Raw genomic sequence first — 18,990 nt, 5'->3', positions numbered from 1 at the left:
AGTTAGCCCAATAATGTCGACGTTCTTATTGGTATTATTATGTTTTTCAAAAACGATTTATTTCGTCTGGGTAGGCTATCAAAAAATCATAGATGTAACGATAAAAGATGCACCTTTTCATAAGTTCATCGTCTTTGCTTGTATGAATATTTCTGTATTCATTCTTTCATTTACGTTCGACTTTTTTGGACTATATCTTATCAATCCCACCAATTATGAAGGTATGCCCGTAAATTACTCCAACCCAAGATTGTTGTTTGAATTTTTGTTTTTCAGTTTACAACAATTTACATTTTTTGGTTATGGTAATTTATTGCCAAGTTCAGTGCTTGCCAAAATATTATCAATGTTGGAATTAACTATCTCATTTTTGACAGTATTGTTCATCTTATCAGATTTTAATAGTTTGAAAGAGAGCCTACTTACCCGCGTAGAGGCTCGAAAAGATGAGGACGAATAATCAGCTTTATTTATTTCTGGTTGAGATGTGTGTTTTGCGTCTAACCAAACATATTAGTGTAAAAAAGCGGTCGAAAATTGATTTTCGACCGCTTTTTAATGAATACCTCAGGATGCGATTTAAGTCGCACCCTGTTTGGAAAATGAAATTTCCATGTGATTAAGTTTGGATGATCTATTCTTCCTCCTCTTCCTCTTCGCCAGATTCTTCCTCCTCGGATTCTTCTTCTTCCTCTTCGTCTTCAGATTCTTCTTCGGACTCTTCTTCTTCCTCCTCTTCGTCATATTCTTCCTCGTCTTCAGACTCTTCCTCCTCCTCCTCTTCGTCGTATTCTTCCTCATCATCAGACTCTTCTTCTTCCTCCTCTTCGTCGTATTCTTCCTCGTCATCAGACTCTTCTTCCTCCTCTTCGTCGTATTCTTCCTCGTCATCCGACTCTTCTTCTTCCTCCTCTTCGTCGTATTCTTCCTCCTCATCAGACTCCTCCTCTTCCTCTTCTTCGTCGTATTCTTCCTCGTCTTCCGAGTCTTCATCCTCTTCTTCCTCCTCATCGTACTCTTCCTCTTCACCTTCTTCGTCAAGGTCGCTTTCTATGTATTCAAGCTCTTCGTATTCATCGCAGCCAACTTCATCATATTCGTCTACTAATTCGTCTTCGAAAATAGTCCAAACATCAAAGTCTTCGTAGTCATCAGCCGAATAAACAGGCAAACTTGCCGCATTTGCAGCTCCACTTTTAGCAATAATTGACTTCTTATCGTTTACCCAAGTATCTTCAAAATCTGGAATTGGGTCAGTACGTTTGATAAGCCAGCTATCTCCGAGGTTAAACTTTTCATTGATTACGTACTGATAAGGCATATAACAGTATCCTTTATCTCCCCATTCTTCTCCCCAAGAGTTACGAACAATGAACATTTCGTCAGCCTCCGAATATCCTACACAAAGCATCGCGTGTAATCCATGAGCAGCACGAGAAGCCTCATCTGGCGAAGGCATTGGTACTACACCGCCATATTTTTGACAATTATCAAAACCTTCAAAAAGAGCGATACCAAAAATAATGGGATATCCTTCTGCCAATGCTTGTTTCCATGATTTTAAGTCAGTTGGTACATATTTAGATTTCTGTACCTTAAAATAACTCGCCTCATCATAACTCGCTGTATTAGGTTTGTTATTTACTTTTTTCAATTCATAAGGCCATACATCCTCTGTACATGCGCCAAGCTTATGTAAACTTTCAACCGCGTACTGAATATGACTGCCCTCATCTTTGATAACATTGCTAGCTCTTAATCGAGCATTGTAATAAACAAAGAGACGACTTACTTCAAATTGACGATTTTTCAAATGACGTTTGGCAAGATACTCATAAGCCCCAGCGGTAGCATTTGCCGTACAACTACTCAATGACTTCTGGTTTTCTACCTTGGTCATGTATTTGCGGAGGTCTACTTTGGGAGGAAGTTTTTTCTTTGAACGTTTTGAAGGTTTGAATTCTTCTGCATTAGGGTTTGCTGCCATGTAACGGTAACCGCCGTTACTACTTAGGTTGTTTCCCATAGTGGTGATGTGTTTGGTTGGAAAGATTTGAGATAAATTCGTTTTTGAAAAATAAAATTATTTAAAGTTTTTCTGCCATAGAGCTTTCAGTCGGCTGGTATATTTCCAACCTCAAAGAGATTATTACTTGATACCCTTAAACTCAAGAGAAGTGCCATTAAAAACATAAAGAATATTACGTTTGGTCACTTTACCATCCTTATCAACCACAGGAATAAAAAGGGTATCCTGCTTGCTATTGAAGGTAATTAATTCGAGAGGACGTTCGGGTCTGTCAACGACTGAGAAAAAATCAAAATCAACATCAATTCTGCTTAAAAGCTTTGTTTTGGTTTTGAATATTGGGGCAGGAGTTAGCTTGTCATTGTTAATCACAAAAGCTAACACTGATTGACGAGCGTCACGATTAGAGAAAATGCTATTTGTGATGATTAAATAGTAGTCTTTGTTTTGAATGTTAATACTGTAAATTTTGGAAGAAAACTCTCCGCTATCACCTTCCTCCGAACCTTGCACCTGCTTTACAAATACTTTTCCCCCAACTCTCCACTGATAGATTTCATTGAAAAAGCGCATCGAACCACCTTGGCCGTTGTCCCAGCTATAGTGTCGGAAATTGCTATCCGTTGATGTGGTAATATAAAAAGAGTTGTTTTTCAGCTTGTTAAAAGAAAAATCAAGGGAGTTGGGATTTGCAGAAAGGAAGTTTCTAAAATCTTTTTCAAATTTTTCAGAATCACCAGAACCATTACTAAGCGTAGCGAATTGCTTCACAAATTTATTTTCTTGAGTAGCTAAATCTTTGCTTTGAGAAAATGAAAGTAAAAGACCAGTTAGTAAATAACAGCAGAGAAATGGAATAAGATTTTTAAGAGTTTTCATAAATAGCAAAAAATACTGAAAAATATCAGTTGATAGTGTTTTGCAATATAATAGGATTATTTTGAATTTTAATTATCCCTATTAATATTCTAATAGAGGTAGAAAAAACGGGATTTGTGCGAAATTATTTATGATTATCGAAAATGCTCAGTACAAAAAAAGGAGCCTATCGAAAGCTCCTTTAATACGGCAAAATTTTAGATTTGAATTTTAAGACCCATTATGAATACAGGTTTTTCCAGATAAGCCAATGCATGACTAATTCACAAATTTTTGGAATGGAAACAATGCTTTTGTTAGGATATCCTTAATTCGCCAATACTAAACATTCCACACGTCTATTTTTGGATTTGTTTTCTTCTGTGTCATTGGGCGATACAGGCTTGGTTTGTCCATAACCTACAAATTTTAACCGTTTCGCATCAATTCCTTTTCCTACTAAATAATTGTTAATCACTCTAGCTCGATTTTCGGATAGTAGTTGATTTAACTTAGCATTACCAACATTGTCGGTATGTCCTGATATTTCAATACGAAGTTTGGGATTTGTTTCTAATGCTTTATAGAGTTCTTCGAGCTGAGGATAGGAATCACTTCTTAGGATGAAACTACTTTGATCGAAATAGATTTTATCTAATTTCACTACGTCGTTTACTTTGGCATTTTCAAAAAGTGGCTTTCTTTTTTCCATCGTTACCGTATGCTGATAAATAGGGCAGGTATCACAAGAAGCCACCAAAAGCTCAGTGTAGGAGTAATAGCCATCAACTTTACTTTTAACTTCCACTGTATCAGATTCGTACAGTAAAAACATAAACGGACTTAAAAAAGGCTCATTTTTAGCCTGATAGGTCTTTTTAGCTTTATAAAGCTTTATGTCAAGTTCAACAGGTAATTCTTCTTTTGTTTGTTCGTCTATTGCTTTAACAAAAAATTGGGTAATCACTTTTTTACTTTTAGGCGTCTGTGCCAAAATGGTATTGCTTGTAATGAGCAAAATTGTAAGGATGAAAAATTGCTTTATCGTCATGATATAGGTAAGGGTTTGAGCAAACAAATACAAGATTTGATAGCTCGAAAGTATCAATTTTAGTATCGATTAACAAAAAACTCTCCATTTTTAGAAAAATATTCAACTGAAATTTTGGAAAATCTTTTTTAATTATCAACTTTGTAATACAAAGTACTTTTAAAAATAAGATATGAATCAACATTTAGAAGACATTGCAGAAATCAGAGCTATGATGGAGCGTTCCACTAGATTTTTGTCATTGAGTGGACTGAGTGGCGTTTTTGCAGGAACGTTTGGTTTAATTGCCTCGGGTTTAGCCTATTTTCGAATTGCAAAGGATTATAATGGTAACTATAATCGTCTGCTCGAAAATCAAGCGCTGTTATCAGATTTAGTGAAAATTGGGGTATCAGCCTTAATTTTGACCTTGATTGCTGCTTTTGTACTGACCTATAGAAGAGTTAAGAAAAATAATCAAACCCTCTGGAATACAGCTTCTAAAAGATTATTAGCTAACCTGATGTTACCCTTGGTTGCAGGAGGATTATTTTGCATTATATTATTACAGAATGCACCGCATTTGATAGATTCAGCAACTTTATTATTTTATGGATTAGCGTTAATCAATGCTTCTAAGTACACCTACAATGACATTCGATACCTCGGAATTGCCGAAGTGGTTTTGGGAATTATTTCGGGTTTTATGAACGATTATTATATAGGACTGTTCTTTTGGGCTTTTGGATTTGGGGTTTTACATATTTTGTATGGAATTTTGCTCTATCGTAAGTACGAAAATTAGGATAGAAGGATAGAATGAAGAACTTTATAACACAGTTAAATAAAGCTTTTGAGAGTCGGATTCGGTTAGGGATAATGTCAATATTGATGGTAAACGACTGGGTTGATTTTGGTGAACTCAAAGAAACCTTGGCATTAACAGACGGAAACTTGGCTTCACATATTGCTGCTTTAGAAAAAGAGCAGTTTATAGTAGTACGGAAAAGCTTTATTGGAAAAAAGCCAAATACAGCCTTTCAGGTAACTCAAGAGGGGAGAGAAGCATTTCAGAGCCATTTGGCAGCTTTAGAGGAATTAGTGAAAGGAATGAAATAAGCGCGGAGTTTTGAGTTAAGTAAAAAAGTTATTAGTTAATAGGGAATCAGTTATAATATGTTACTTATAATCAGATAATTACCTTATGGTGCAGCACCGCGATATTTTTATTTTTTGTGAATTAGGCTTTCAGATAGCGGATTTCGGCGGTGGGCTTTGGAAAAAATCATGTCTTTGTTTATTATAAATATTTTATAACTCTTTGCCTAATGCCTGTTGCCTCGTGCCTAGGCATATAACTTAAATCTTATTTTGCACTATTACTTATTTAAAATCAATCACTTATGGAAAAGAACCATGTATTTGAGCTGACTCCAACGAGGAGATTAGCCTTAATTTTGGGAGGATCTTTATCGATTTTACTGATTCCTCTGATTGCCATGCAGTTTACCAATGAAGTTCAATGGTCGGTATTTGACTTTATTGTGGCAGGTGTTTTATTGAGTGGTACTGGCGTTACGCTTGAGCTTTTACTAAGAAAATTTAAAACTTTCAAAACGCGCTTTATTGCTGGAGCTATTCTATTTATCATCTTTTTCTTGATTTGGGTAGAATTGGCAGTAGGTATTTTTGGAACCCCTTTTGCTGGAAACTAACACACCTTTTCATATTCTACTTATTTTGGTAAGCACCTACTTTGAATGTATATATTAATAGTTTGAACCCTATCGCCCTATTGGCAATAAATTAATCACGATTAAACAATTTAGTTCTCATGAATAGACACTTGACTTTTGCCCGACTTATCCCTTTTTTTCAAGGACTGAGCAAGCCTAGTATCTAGTTTTTTACACTTTCTATTTTTTTATTTATAAACTTTGTAATTCAAAGTACTTTTAAATTATGTTTGAGAAATTATTCATTTCAAAACGCAAGGAGAGAGTTATTCTCTCCTTGATGTTACTTTCAGGCTTTGCCGTATTGCTTTTTGCTACTAGAGTAGTGATATATTCTGATTTATACATGTGGGGTATTAACTGGAATTTATTTCTGGCTTGGGTACCGCTTTTTTGTGTGATTTGGTTACAACGACAGTCTGACAAAGGAACAGTAAGCTTAGCTAAATTGGTGATTTTGAGTATTATTTGGTTAGCATTTTTTCCGAATGCACCCTATATCATTACAGATTTTGTACACTTATTTCCACAATATGATTCTGGGTTATACTGGCATGAACAGTTAACTTTCTTTGGATATGCTATGTCTGCTTTATTTGCAGGAATGATTTCTATGTATTGGATCAAACAGTTGTGGGCAAAGCATACCTCAAAAAAGATAAGTTGGATAGCCTTAATCATATCCATTGCTTTGAGTGGTTATGGTATCTACTTGGGAAGAATTGAACGTTGGAACTCATGGGATATCATTGCCCAACCTTTCTCTCTTGTGGAGTATATATTACGGTCAATGACCTACCGAATTACTTGGATGTTTGTAGTGGAGTATGGTCTTTTTGTAGCTTTTTGCTATGCGATGGTATGGAGCTTGGCAGGTGAAGAGGAGGAAATGTAATGTAGATTAACCAAAAGGCATATCTCGATATGAGTCATCCCGAATTTAGCGATTTAGTGATTGAGTGGATGAGTGATTATGTTAAAATTTATATTATCGTAGTAGAGACGCAATGATTACCTCTTAAGCCAAGTCATATCTAACATCGAAGCATCAAAAAAGCGGTCGAAAAGTAGTTTTCGACCGCTTTTTTGATAAAAACTTGGAGAATAATCCCAATCCTAAAAATTCGGGATGACTCATGTTTTACTGAATCCCGACAAACAGAAACAGGATAAATATACCCAAATTCTGAATGACACATCTTTAGACGCAAAGCAATGCGTCTCTACTAAGTAAGATTTTCATCACTCAATATTTTCAAAACTTATCACTCAAAACTCCTCACTTGATTATCTTCCCATCCAGCCGCCGTCTACGATAAGCGTGCTTCCGTGTACATAAGAAGAAGCTTGAGAAGCTAAGAATAAAGTTGCGCCTTTAAAGTCATCTGGTGTACCCCAACGGTTGGCAGGAATACGACTCAAAATAGATGCCGAACGTTCTGGGTCATTACGAAGTGCTTCGGTATTGTCTGTAGCAATATAGCCTGGAACGATTGCATTTACATTCACGCCTTTGCTTGCCCACTCGTTGGCAAATGCTTTGGTCAAACTACCAATAGCACCTTTACTTGCCGCATATCCTGGAACGTTGATACCACCTTGGAACGTCAATAATGAGGCAGTGAAAATTACTTTTCCACTACCACGCTCAACCATTGATTTACCAATTTCACGTGTGATAACAAACTGTGAATTAAGGTTAATTTCCATGATTTCGTCCCAATATTCATCTGGATGCTCCGCAGCAGGCTTACGCAAAATAGAACCTGCATTGTTCACCAAAATATCAATGACAGGAAAATCTGCTTTTACTTGACTGATAAAGCTGTATAAAGAATCACGTTTACCAAAATCAGCTTGGTAGGCTTTGAATTTACGTCCCAAAGCTACTACTTCTTGCTCTACTTGGCTACCACTTAATTCTAAAGACGCCGAAACGCCAATAATATCAGCGCCAGCTTCTGCCAAAGCCAAAGCCATGGCTTTACCAATACCTTTTTTACAGCCAGTCACTAGGGCTACTTTTCCTGTTAAATCAAACATTTGGAGGATACTCATGGTTCTTAAAAAAGTTATATTTTCTTGAAAATGTTTTTCGAAACTAAATCTCAAATTTTGTGGTCTTGGAGACGGTTTTGAGAGGTTCTTAAGGGAAGTTGGGACAATTATGGAGAACTAACAAACTTTGCTTTGAGATTTTTTAGGATTTTTTTTTGTAAACGTTTTCGGTTTGACATTGTATGTGAAATAGGAGAGGAGTTATGTTAGTAGTCCACCAAAATGATAGTTGAAATGTGATTTATTGCTTTATTGGAAAAATGCAAAAAGCCATCCGATTGGATGGCTTTTTATAAGGTGCGAACTATTCCTTTTGTACCAATTATATTTTATGTTTTTTGGGCAAAAGACTATTTCAAAACCACCATTCCAAACGCTGGAACTGCAACTTTTGTGGAATTTAGTGCTCCTTTTTTGCCTGAAGTCGTAAATACAATAGCTTTATATTTTTGTTCTGATGATGGCAATTGAATATCCTGAGCTTTGCCTGTTAGGTTATGAATCACCAACAAATTACCTGAGGTATGGTTTCTGACAAAAGCCAAGATACCTTCTTGTTTAATAGCACTTTCTTGTAAATTCGGACGAATTACTTGACGCATCGCTGGTTGACTTTTACGGAAAGCGATGAGATTTTTATAGGTACTAAAAACAGAATTAGGGTCTTTGATTTGCTCAGAAAGTGGACGGACTGTTTTTTCAGTTGTAAAAACAGGCTTCATCCATTTTGTGCGAGCTTTATCGCTGGCTTCTTTTTCCCAAAGAAATGGTTCACGAATGTTTTCATCAGGTTTTTTGCCTAACATCCCTAACTCTTCTCCATAATAAATATAAGGTTGACCTGGCAAGGATAGTAGTAATTGAGCGGCTACTTTCATTTTGTTAACATCGTCGTTCATGACTGTACCAATACGATCTTGGTCATGGTTATCAATAATAGTAGCATCAATAAAATCAGGATTTTGTGAGCCAAAGGCTTTGTAATCAGATAGGATTTTTTGAATTAAATTATCTTCTTTTCCGTCTTTTACCACCTTCTGAATAGCAAATCCTTCATCGATATGGAAGTTTGCAGGTAAGCCCTTGAAATAAGGAGCAACTTTGTCTGCCGAAGTCCAAACTTCACCTACGATATATACGTCAGGTTTTGTAGCTGTCATTTCCTTACGGAATTCTTGCCAGAAAGCATGACATTTTTCTGCCTCCCAATCTGGATAAATATGTTTCGCAGCATCTAAACGGAAACCATCAACTCCCACTTCTTTCAACCAATACTTGGCAGCCTCGTAAACTTCTTTACGAACTTTTGGATTATCATAATTCAAATCGGGCATACCTCCCCAAAACAAAGCATAGTACTTTTCGGTATCTCCTTGATGGGCAAAGTGCCAAGGAGTAACTTCCCAAGAACCACCTGCTTGTTCACGAGTCGCAATACCCAACGAATCAATCATTTTTGGGGTCATCCATACGTAATAATCACGGTAAGGATTTGATTTTCCTTTTTTTGCTTCTAAAAACCAAGGGTGCTTATCGCTTGTATGGTTGATGACAAAGTCTTTGATGATTTTGATTTTACGCTTATGAGCCTCCGAAATAAGTCTTTTATAGTCGTCGATAGTACCAAATTCAGGGTCAATGGATTTATAATCAGTTACATCATATTTATGATATGATGGTGAATTGCTCACAGGAGTTAACCATAGCGCATCAACGCCAAGTGATTTAAGGTAATCTAGCTTCGAAGTAATCCCGTTGATGTCACCAATACCATCGCCATTGGAGTCTGCAAATGAGCGCACAAAAATCTCATAACATACCTCAGGTGTTTTGGATTGGGCAAAAGGATTGAAAGTACTGAGCAAAGCAATGCCCAATAAAAATAGCTTTTTCATGAAAGATATGGGGGGAGAATATGCTAGGACAAAAAGGCAAAGTGATTCTTTTAGCTAAATCACTTTGCTTTTTGTTATATTGACTAAACGTAAAAATTACTTTTTGGTCAATGTGTATTTGGGCTTACTAGCATTAGACAAGTCAAGAATGATTTGGTATTTGCCTGCTGTAACTTTAATGTTTGCACCGCCAGCTTCTAGGTTACCATCGGCGCCATCATCACCATAGTTCACAGCCCATGCATCGTTGTAACGGAACTTGATTTCGCCTGTACCTAAAGTTACATTATCAATTACAAAAACATTTTCTGTAACAAAATCAGGACGGAATTTCACGTCTGGACCATTCCAACCGTTTGGCGCTGCATCACCTACTACACCCCAAGGCTTAGTAGCTTCAACGGTAAATTTCATTTTCTTGAAGTCGATGGTAATATTGTAATTTCCTTCAGTAACAGCGATGTTATCGCCACCAAGTACCAAAGTACCACCTGCACCACCATAGTTTACACCCCAATCTTCGTTTTTACGAACTTTGATTTCACCTGCTTTCAAGAAAGCCGTTGCTTTCCATGTGTCGGTAGTTGGGTCGTACGTTAATGGTACATCTGGTGCATTCCATCCGCTTGGTGTAGCGCTTCCTACTAATCCCCAAGAATATTTCTCGATTGTATAGGTTAAAGAAGATGTATTGAAGGTGATTTTATAAGTACCCGCTGTCACTTTGATATTAGCACCACCAGCTTCCAGTGTACCATTGGCACCATCATCCCCGTAGTTTACATCCCATTTGTTGTTGCTACGGAATTTGATTTCGCCGTCATTCAAAGTTACATAAGCGACGATTTCGTCAGTTTTATCCGTTTTGTAGAAAGGCATATCTGGACCATTCCAGCCGTTTACCGCGGCGCTACCTACAACTCCCCAAATAGTAGTTAAATCTAGTTTATCCAAGTAAGGAGTAGCTTTCAACGAAATTGTTGGAGAAGTAAACGACGTTTTTGAGGTATTGTCACCTACATTAGAAACTACACGAATGTCGATATCTCCAGCGGTTCCAGCAACTAAGCCCAACTTAATCAAAATAGCATTTAATTCTGACGTTTTGAAGGTTTTAGTAAGTGCTGTATTGGTGATGATTGAAACAGGAGCCACGAAAGTACCGCCTTTTTTATCAATCAAAATAGTATAAGATGCCGCTGCTGAGAAACCATAGTCTGGTTTTGGCCACGAAAGCGTTACGGCATCTTTATCAGCATTGTCTTTGGTCAACACCACTGTGTTTGCTGAAAGTTGAATCGAAGGCACTGCATTCGTATTCAAGATGGCTTTTTCTTCTTCTTTTTCACAAGAAGTGAAAACAAACAGAGAAGCCAAAACGATTAAAGAAGTACTAAATATCTTTTTCATTTCTGAGTCCAATTATGTTAAAGTTGACTTTGATCAGGTAAGCATTAGTGCTGAATTACGAGTTGTGAATTGTGAATGTATTTTTTTAATTGAAGCTGTTTAAACTTTTCAAAAATCATATTTTATTGATTAATTCTTCGTCTTACTTTTTAACTAGGCGTTCCCGCCTTGATACAAAAAGTAACCGCAGCGGCGGCCGCAAAAAATTCAAGAATTTATAATCGGAGTGGCGTCCCACCTCGCTTCGCTCAAACAGTATAAATTCATTGCTGACGCAAGCAATTTTTAAGAAAGTTTAAAAAGCTTCATTATCAATATTTTACATTCAAAACTGAGCAAATCTTATTTTGCACTAATACTCAAGTAAAAGGAAGTTATTGGTTAAGTTGTCGGACACTCATTTAATCTTTCCTCTTACTTAATTTTGAAGCTTTGATATTTTGAGTGTGGAGTTTTGATATTTTCACAACTCCACACTCAAAACTCTTCACTCCTTAGTATCCTGTATTTTGTTTTAGGTTCGGGTTAGCCGTTAAGTCAGTCGAAGGAATTGGGTAAAATTTCAAGTAATCACTTACTGATTTACCGTCTTTTACGCCACCTTTCCAAGGCCAAACATACGTAGCTGAAGTGTATTTGTTAAAACGAATCAAGTCAGTACGACGAGAACCTTCCCAGTATAATTCACGAGCACGCTCGTCCAAAATAAAGTCAGCTGTTAATTGGGCAGCCGTAATGTTTCCATTCGTATTTCCGAAGGCACGTGTACGAAGTGCATTTACATATTGTAACGCCAATGTACGATCGCCAGCACCACGAGCGGCAGCCTCAGCATAAATCAAATAAGCATCTGCCAAACGGAACATTGGGAAGTCGGTGTCTGGGTGAACAATATCAGAACCTTGAGCACCTGTCGAAGAGATATTTTTCCATTTGGAAATCGCATAACCATTCGAGAATTGAGTCAAATCGTCAATCTCCAATTTTTGTCCGTCTGTGTAGAACATAGCACGAGTATCTGTTTTGCCAGATGGGTCAGCAAAAAGACTTACAAAAGCTTTTGTCGTACGCAAACCACCCCAACCACCATCGATACCAAATGATGATGCTGACATAGAACCACCCACTGGAGCATGTACTAAGAAAGTCATACCACCCCAAGTTTTTGTGTGAACTCCGTCGAACGCAACTGGAAATACAACTTCTTTAGAATTGTTATTGTCAGTTCTGAAAAGATTTGTGTATTTCGATTCTAAGGTATAACCAGCATCGATTACTTTTTTCGCATAAGTCGCAGCGTCTGCATATTTTGCTCCAACGCCAGCAGCTTCAGCATTTAAGTAAAGTTTTGCTAACAACATCCAAACAGCTGCTTTGTCAGCACGTGCATACTCATTTTTACGAGCATCCATCATTTCTGGTTCGATAGCCTTTAGTTCTGTTTCGATATAAGTAAACAAAGCAGAAGCATTTGTTTGCTTTGGCAATGTTGAGCCAATAGCATCGGCTTCAGTGACAAATGGAACATTTCCTCCAAACATATCCAACGCATGCCAATAGCTTAATGCACGCAAGAAACGAGCTTCTGTACGAAGGTATTTTACGTCGGTTAAGTTAGTTCCTGTAATACCACGACTACTCAATTTGGCATCGCTTGCTTCACGAATATATTCATTACAAGCGGCAATTTGGTAGAAAATACGGTTATACAAACCTCTTACGAATGGGTTGTTAGAAGACCATTGCATCGTATTCATTTCTGGTAAACCAGCATCACCCCAAGCAATAACAGCTTCGTCTGTTGGAAGCTCCTGCAATTGCCAGTACTGACGCAAGTAACTAGAGAAGCCCTCATCGATACCACCTAAATCTGGCTTTCCAGCAGGACCTTCTTGCCCTGTGAGTGCTAGACCAGCATAAAGTTTGGCAGCAGCTTGTTTGTACGCAGCAGGGTCGTTGTAAACTGTAGCTGAGGTTACTTCAATAAATGGAGTTCTGTCGAGATCACCCGTACATGAGCTAACCAATAAACTGGCTGCTAACCCTCCGAATAATGCTATATTTTTGAAAAATCTTGTTTTCATTTCTTTGTATCCTTAATAATACTTGAATAGGAAATTTAAGTTGTTGTTATCGCTCTTAGATTGAATTGATTAGAAACCAATGTTCAAACCTAAAGAGTAAGTACGTGGTACTGGGTACACGTTGTTGTCGATACCACCCGAAACTTCTGGGTTCAAGCCTGTGTATTTAGTAATAGTAAATACGTTTTGTGCAGTGGCATTCAAGCGCATATTTACTTTGTTACCCAAGAATTTCTTGAATGTATAACCCAAAGTGATGTTTTCCATTCTCACGAATGAAGCATTTTCCATGTAGTAATCTGAGAAAAATTGATTTTTCGCAAATTGAGAATCAAACACACTTGGTGAAAGGTTAGCGATATATCCGTTAGAACCTTGGAAGTTGATATATGCTCCATTCGAAGATTTTACGTTGTTATACACATAATTGCCAATGTTACCTCTCAATACAAAACCAAAACTCCAGTTATCATAAGTCATTTGTGAGTTGAAGCCTAAGAATACTTTTGGTGCTGGAGATTTGTAACGATATTGGTCATCGACGTTGATGATACCATCACCGTTTCTGTCAACATAAACTCCTTCAATAGGCTTACCGCTTGCATCATAAGCTTGTTGTAATACATAATATGAATATGCTGGATAACCTACCGAGTGGATTTGGATAGTACTACCCACACCACCTGCAATACCGCCAACTAATACACCTTGGTAAGAAGGGTCGTTGTTGTTGGTCAATTTTGTAATTTTGTTAACATTGTATGTTGCGTTGAAAGCGACATTCCAGTCAAATTTGTCTGTATGGATTGGGTTGTAGTTTAAGGCTAATTCAACCCCTTGGTTTTCCATTGAACCAACGTTTGTCAACAATTGGTTGGTCAAGTTAGTACCAACGGCAACTGGAATCACGTTCAACAAATTAGTTGTGTTTTTGTAGTAATAGTCAATACTACCTGAAAGTCTTGCTTTTTTGAAAGCAAAGTCAATACCTGCGTTAGACGTAGCTGTTTGTTCCCATTTGATATTAGCATCATAACCTTCAGCACGTAGTGTTGTATAGAAAGTGTTACCTAATTGATACTGAGCATTGTCTAAAGAAGCAGTATATCTTGGCAAATAAGCATAGTTTTGACCAATATCTTGCTGACCAGTAATACCGTAACCCACACGTAATTTCAATTCAGAAATGGTATTCGAGTTTTTCAAGAAAGACATTTCATTCAATTTCCAAGCAAATGCTGCTGATGGGAATGTACCCCAACGGTTGTCTGGGTTAAATCTTGAAGATCCGTCTCTACGAACTGTGAAAGTCAATAAATAGGCATCGTCAAAAGTATAGTTCATACGACCGAAGAATGATACCAAAGTGTTTTGTGTCTTATATGGACTATTGGTATAAGTCGTTGAACCTTCAGCGTTTGTTCTAATATTAGTACTTTCAGTCAAGAAATCTTGGTACTCGTAACCAGCCATTACGTCAATTCTACTGTTGATTTCTTTCAATTCCTTGGCATAGTTCAAATAAAAGTCAAACAATTTGTTGGTCTTGTTTTGCGTATATACCGTTTTCTCTCCAGCTGTGCTATAGTTAGCTGCTGCCGTTGCAGGAACAAATCTTGTTCCATCACTTTTACTAACATCATAACCTGCGTTTACATTAGCACGCAATTCTGGTAAGAAATGGAATTTGTAATCCAATTGAATATTACCAATACTACGTTGAACTGTACTTTTATCGCTAGTTTGGTTCAACAACCCAACAGGGTTACGAGGTGCAATCGTATTTGGTTTTCCGTCTGAGTTTAACCATTCCCAATAGCCACCGTAGTTGTTATTGCCTGAATAAACAGATTGAGTTGGGTCAAAGGCAATAGCCGCACCAATAGCGCCTGTGTTAGCAAAAGTATTGTCAACGTTTGAGCCTTTCAAATTCACATCAATTTTCAAGTGGTTGTTCAAAAGGGTAGGAGAAATACCGATAGAGGCAGACGTACGACCCATATTTGAAGTTTTCAAGATACCATCTTGGTTAGTATAACCTACCGATACACGGAAAGGAACACTTTTCAAAGAACCCGAAACACTTAAGTTATTATCCGAACTCAACGCATTACGGTAAATTTGCTCTTGCCAGTTAGTATTTGCTTTTCCCAAAACAGCGATTTGAGCAGCAGTACCTTTTTCATTAATCATTGTGCGGAATTGGTCAGCTGAAAGCACTTTTGTGAAGCCTGTGCTTTGTGCCAATGAAGCTTGTGAACTGAAATTTACTTTCAAACCACCGTTTTTGCTTCCCTTTTTAGTGGTAATCAAAATAACTCCGTTTGAAGCACGTGAACCATAAATCGCCGTTGCCGAAGCATCTTTCAAAATGTTCATCGACTCGATGTCGTTCGGGTTAATCAAACTCAAAGCACTTGGCGCACCAGAAATACCTGAGTTGTCTAAAGGCACACCGTCGATTACGATAAGTGGGTCGTTATTGGCATTTAAGGATGCACCTCCACGAATACGAATAGTACTACCAGCACCTGGTGCACCACCGTTTGAGGTGATTTGAACCCCTGCTACTTTACCTACAACCAATTGGTCTGGCGAAGCAATGTTACCTTTGTTAAAATCTTCTGAGTTAATCGCCGCCACAGAACCCGTCAAGTCCTTTTTCTTTTGCGAACCATAACCAATTACCACAACCTCTCCCAATGTTTTGATATCATCTTCGAGGCTTACATCAATCACTGTCTGGCTACCTACTGTTACTTCTTTGGTTGCTTTTCCGATGAAACTAAATACCAATACCGTGTTATCAGCGACATTGATTTGGTATTTACCATCACCTGTAGTTTGAGTACCTTTTGTCTGTCCTTTTACTTGGATAGTCACCCCAGGAAGCGGCGAACCATCTTTGGCATCTTTTACAGTACCCGTCACCTTGTTTTGGGCAAATGCAGCTACGCTCACCCAGCTAAACATCATCAATAGCCAGAGTTTCTTACTGAAAGAAAATCTAGCTTCCGAACGAGAATTTTTTGATTCTTCTCCGTAGTTCTGTTGAAACATAAAATTGAAATTGGTTAATGGATTATTGGTTTAAAAAAGGTAATCAAGGAGCTATCAGCAAAATCACTTTTGCCGACTCCGTCATTACTGAAAAATATAATTGGATTGAATTTGGACTATCTCAAAAGCCCTTTGGAAATTTTAGTTTTTGAGATTTTACCTTATAAAATGAAAGCTTTTCATTCGGGATAGGGAATGAAAAAATATGGAAAGATGAAGTGTAATTCGTGAATGTAATCGCCCTAAAGACTGATGCATCTTTGGGGAAATAGCGTTGAGGAAGTAAATAAAATTCATATATAATTAATTGGTACATTACTCTCAAAATAGAGAGAAATAGTTTTAGTTTATAAAAATGTATTTTCTCTAAGTGTGAGAAATTTTCAAATATTTTCTTACAAAAGTACTATGCCTTACTATCATAAGTCGTCCCACTTTATGTATTTTGTACTTTTTAAAGATTTATTTTAAAGTAAAATTTAACTTGTTGTATTTCAATCTTTTGTATAACTATTTAGATATTCCACTTTATAAAATGGTACTTATTTTTGACAATTTTTTCTCATTTTTAGTTGAAAAAGACTGCAAAGGTACGGGATATTTTTTTCAATATCGACTTAAAACAAAAAAGTGATGGAATTGTACAAATGGGATTGGAAGAAATAGAAAAAATTTAGAGAAGGAAATTTATTGATAGACTCGTAGAGATATATAAAAATAGAGACGCAAACATTACGTCTCTAAAGAGGAATAAAAAGAAAGTTTCCGATGAATTATTCTTCCGCTCGAGAGTCAAAGAAATATTCTCTTGGGCTTTGGGAAGTCATTTTTTTAAAGGCACGATTGAAGGCAGTTTTTGAGTTAAAGCCTACATCAAATGCTATTGCCAACATGGTGAATTGTCGGTTGCGAGGGTCTTCAAAACGAATTTTAAATTCCTCAATTCTGTAGGAATTGATAAAGTCAAAAAAGTTTTTTTGATACGCCTCATTGATTACCTTCGAAAGTAAGTGTGGCGTTATTTTCAACATTCCTGCCAACTCGTTTAAGGTAAGTCCAACATTGGTGTAAGGCTTTTCGGAGTTCATAAACTCATCAATTTTTTCCTTCCAGCTGGCAATCAGTTGTTCGTGATTAGCATCTTTTTCAATATCCAGAACAGGCGTTTCGTCTGCTTGTGGTGCTATTTCAGGTAAAACTTCAGGTAATTTAGGTGACACCAATGCATTTTCTGTAGATACCTTATTCGGCAAAATATTGACCTGCGTAAGACTGGTTTTGGCAATTTTGAAAATCTCAGGTTGATGAATGGCAAAATACCCCAAGAAGTATGGAATTGCCGAAAATGCCAACCAAATAATATCAATACTCTTGTCGGCGAGTAAAACGGTGTCCCAGTCAAAAAATCGTTGCCCAAATATCAATAAACCCGTAAAAGCCCAAAGTACAAGACAAATGGCTTGTAGAATTAATACGGTATGCAAATAATCAGTATTTTGTTCATTCGAGGCTTGATTAGGATATTGTTTATTGTATCCCTCTACTGTTTTCCAGTTGAGAAACCAATAGAAAAGATTGACAAACCAAGAAATTGTTCCTGCAAATACCGAAACAATGTGAATGTCTTGCTCTTTGTTTAATAGCTTTATTAATAACTCTTTGGAATCCAGCAACATAAATGGCATGTATACCAATATTTGAACAATTGGTAGAACAAAATGTAGCCACCATTTTACTGGCATTTGCGGTGTTTTGAAAAGGAGTTTTTGTAAATAGAAATAGAATAATGGAGCATATAGAAACAACGCAAAATCAGGAATCAACAGTAGGCGACTATATTGCTCTGCTACTACTCTATATCCCATTAAGGTTTTCATAATCAGAATGATAGCTGTAAAGGCAATCGAAAGTAATAGCCATTGATTAGCTTTACGGTTGTAGTCTTGCATTGTTGGAATTGCCACCAACAGCAGAATACACTGAAAAGCTGAAAATAGAATTAATAAATCGTAAATCGAGTAAAAATTAAATGTACCCGTAAGGTCTTCCCAACCTTTTATATCTACAGGAATTTCTTCCAATCGAAAGTCACTTTTCCGATATAAAGTGCGGTTTGGACAAGCTTTACCATTCTCCTGACCTTCTACTGTTACCCAATTTCCCCTTGTAAATTTATACTCTAACTTTTCTAATTCAGTAGAAACAGTTACTCGGTAAGTGCCATCAAACTGCTTTTGAAGCTTGTAACTTTCATTTCCCGGATCCCAATTATTGAAATTTCCAGAAATATAAATACTTGCGTCCTGTGGCGTGTTTTTTGGAAGACTTTTGATGTAAAAACGATAGGTAGGACGAGCTTCCCATCCTTCGATTTGCAGGCTCAAAAGTTGTGGATTTTGTTCCTTCAGTCGATCGTATATGCGGTTCGGGCGGCTATGTCCTTGCGAGTCGCCCTCTACTTGTGTCCAGTAACCTTGGGTAAATTTGTATTCAAAATAGGAAAGTGTATCAGGAAGATTAATAGCGTAGGTATTATTCCCAATCGCTTCTAACCGAAAATTGGGGTCGCCTGGAGACCAGTTATTGAAACTACAAGCAATGAAAATAGGAAGATTTTTTGAACGGTCCTGAGCTGGGATATGCACTTCAAATCTGATTTGAGCATAGAGCCAAGGACCTATCAAAAGTAGATATATAGTACTAAAAATAACTTTTTGAAACTTCATAATTATTGGTAATCAAAACAACACACCTAGCAGACTTGCACGAATAGAACAAAATTAGGGATTATTTTCATTCCATTGAGATGAATGCGTAGCACATTTTTCTA

General features: G+C 37.1%; 14 protein-coding genes. 5 read left to right on the top strand and 9 right to left on the bottom strand.

The window, feature by feature from the left end; genetic code table 11:
- Nucleotides 1-13: 13 nt before the first annotated feature.
- Nucleotides 14-460, top strand: a complete 447-nt coding sequence (locus GVN22_RS11000) for an ion transporter (protein WP_166551078.1) — start codon at nt 14-16, stop codon at nt 458-460.
- A 174-nt stretch (nt 461-634) separates the two neighbouring features.
- Here GVN22_RS11000 and GVN22_RS10995 read toward each other — a convergent pair whose 3' ends face one another.
- The 3 genes from GVN22_RS10995 to GVN22_RS10985 all read right to left on the bottom strand — a co-directional run bounded on the left by GVN22_RS10995 (nt 635) and on the right by GVN22_RS10985 (nt 3,938).
- Complete coding sequence (locus tag GVN22_RS10995) at nt 635-2,026, bottom strand: C1 family peptidase (RefSeq protein ID WP_166551077.1); 1,392 nt, start codon at nt 2,024-2,026, stop codon at nt 635-637.
- Between the two features lie 123 nt (nt 2,027-2,149).
- Nucleotides 2,150-2,908: a hypothetical protein gene (locus tag GVN22_RS10990; protein WP_166551076.1), complete on the bottom strand. Its 759-nt coding sequence runs from the start codon at nt 2,906-2,908 to the stop codon at nt 2,150-2,152.
- A gap of 307 nt (nt 2,909-3,215) precedes the next feature.
- Nucleotides 3,216-3,938 (bottom strand): OmpA family protein, encoded by a 723-nt coding sequence (locus tag GVN22_RS10985; RefSeq protein WP_166551075.1) that lies wholly within the window; start codon nt 3,936-3,938, stop codon nt 3,216-3,218.
- Between the two features lie 172 nt (nt 3,939-4,110).
- Between GVN22_RS10985 and GVN22_RS10980 the strand changes: the two genes are divergently transcribed.
- The 4 genes from GVN22_RS10980 to GVN22_RS10965 all read left to right on the top strand — a co-directional run bounded on the left by GVN22_RS10980 (nt 4,111) and on the right by GVN22_RS10965 (nt 6,548).
- Entirely contained in the window at nt 4,111-4,722 is a 612-nt protein-coding gene (locus tag GVN22_RS10980; RefSeq protein WP_166551074.1) for a hypothetical protein, read from the top strand.
- Nucleotides 4,723-4,736: 14 nt separating this feature from the next.
- Entirely contained in the window at nt 4,737-5,036 is a 300-nt protein-coding gene (locus GVN22_RS10975; RefSeq protein ID WP_166551073.1) for a transcriptional regulator, read from the top strand.
- A 284-nt stretch (nt 5,037-5,320) separates the two neighbouring features.
- Entirely contained in the window at nt 5,321-5,632 is a 312-nt protein-coding gene (locus GVN22_RS10970) for a hypothetical protein (RefSeq protein WP_166551072.1), read from the top strand.
- Nucleotides 5,633-5,879: 247 nt separating this feature from the next.
- The gene (locus tag GVN22_RS10965) at nt 5,880-6,548 is read left to right on the top strand and encodes a DUF1361 domain-containing protein (protein WP_166551071.1); all 669 of its coding nucleotides are present in this window, start codon (nt 5,880-5,882) and stop codon (nt 6,546-6,548) included.
- Between the two features lie 392 nt (nt 6,549-6,940).
- Here GVN22_RS10965 and GVN22_RS10960 read toward each other — a convergent pair whose 3' ends face one another.
- The 6 genes from GVN22_RS10960 to GVN22_RS10935 form a co-directional block, all read right to left on the bottom strand.
- The gene (locus GVN22_RS10960) at nt 6,941-7,705 is read right to left on the bottom strand and encodes an SDR family oxidoreductase (protein WP_283369499.1); all 765 of its coding nucleotides are present in this window, start codon (nt 7,703-7,705) and stop codon (nt 6,941-6,943) included.
- A 356-nt stretch (nt 7,706-8,061) separates the two neighbouring features.
- Nucleotides 8,062-9,606, bottom strand: a complete 1,545-nt coding sequence (locus GVN22_RS10955) for an alpha-amylase family glycosyl hydrolase (protein WP_166551069.1) — start codon at nt 9,604-9,606, stop codon at nt 8,062-8,064.
- Between the two features lie 96 nt (nt 9,607-9,702).
- Entirely contained in the window at nt 9,703-11,016 is a 1,314-nt protein-coding gene (locus tag GVN22_RS10950; protein WP_166551068.1) for a SusE domain-containing protein, read from the bottom strand.
- Nucleotides 11,017-11,510: 494 nt separating this feature from the next.
- Complete coding sequence (locus tag GVN22_RS10945; RefSeq protein ID WP_166551067.1) at nt 11,511-13,100, bottom strand: RagB/SusD family nutrient uptake outer membrane protein; 1,590 nt, start codon at nt 13,098-13,100, stop codon at nt 11,511-11,513.
- Nucleotides 13,101-13,169: 69 nt separating this feature from the next.
- Complete coding sequence (locus GVN22_RS10940; RefSeq protein ID WP_166551066.1) at nt 13,170-16,160, bottom strand: TonB-dependent receptor; 2,991 nt, start codon at nt 16,158-16,160, stop codon at nt 13,170-13,172.
- 773 nt (nt 16,161-16,933) lie between these two features.
- Nucleotides 16,934-18,886 (bottom strand): helix-turn-helix domain-containing protein, encoded by a 1,953-nt coding sequence (locus GVN22_RS10935; protein ID WP_166551065.1) that lies wholly within the window; start codon nt 18,884-18,886, stop codon nt 16,934-16,936.
- Nucleotides 18,887-18,990: the final 104 nt, after the last annotated feature.

This window comes from Cellulophaga sp. BC115SP (assembly GCF_009905545.1).
GTDB classification, from domain to species: Bacteria; Bacteroidota; Bacteroidia; order Cytophagales; family Spirosomataceae; genus Flectobacillus; species Flectobacillus rivi.
This window is presented reverse-complemented; position numbering and strand designations above follow the sequence as displayed.

Coding starts and splice junctions, on each gene's coding strand:
- GVN22_RS10990 (WP_166551076.1), bottom strand. CDS start 2,908: ATGAAAACTCTTAAAAATCTTATTCCATTTCTCTGCTGTTATTTACTA.
- GVN22_RS10995 (WP_166551077.1), bottom strand. CDS start 2,026: ATGGGAAACAACCTAAGTAGTAACGGCGGTTACCGTTACATGGCAGCA.
- GVN22_RS10940 (WP_166551066.1), bottom strand. CDS start 16,160: ATGTTTCAACAGAACTACGGAGAAGAATCAAAAAATTCTCGTTCGGAA.
- GVN22_RS11000 (WP_166551078.1), top strand. CDS start 14: ATGTCGACGTTCTTATTGGTATTATTATGTTTTTCAAAAACGATTTAT.
- GVN22_RS10970 (WP_166551072.1), top strand. CDS start 5,321: ATGGAAAAGAACCATGTATTTGAGCTGACTCCAACGAGGAGATTAGCC.
- GVN22_RS10965 (WP_166551071.1), top strand. CDS start 5,880: ATGTTTGAGAAATTATTCATTTCAAAACGCAAGGAGAGAGTTATTCTC.
- GVN22_RS10955 (WP_166551069.1), bottom strand. CDS start 9,606: ATGAAAAAGCTATTTTTATTGGGCATTGCTTTGCTCAGTACTTTCAAT.
- GVN22_RS10975 (WP_166551073.1), top strand. CDS start 4,737: ATGAAGAACTTTATAACACAGTTAAATAAAGCTTTTGAGAGTCGGATT.
- GVN22_RS10945 (WP_166551067.1), bottom strand. CDS start 13,100: ATGAAAACAAGATTTTTCAAAAATATAGCATTATTCGGAGGGTTAGCA.
- GVN22_RS10985 (WP_166551075.1), bottom strand. CDS start 3,938: ATGACGATAAAGCAATTTTTCATCCTTACAATTTTGCTCATTACAAGC.
- GVN22_RS10980 (WP_166551074.1), top strand. CDS start 4,111: ATGAATCAACATTTAGAAGACATTGCAGAAATCAGAGCTATGATGGAG.
- GVN22_RS10950 (WP_166551068.1), bottom strand. CDS start 11,016: ATGAAAAAGATATTTAGTACTTCTTTAATCGTTTTGGCTTCTCTGTTT.
- GVN22_RS10935 (WP_166551065.1), bottom strand. CDS start 18,886: ATGAAGTTTCAAAAAGTTATTTTTAGTACTATATATCTACTTTTGATA.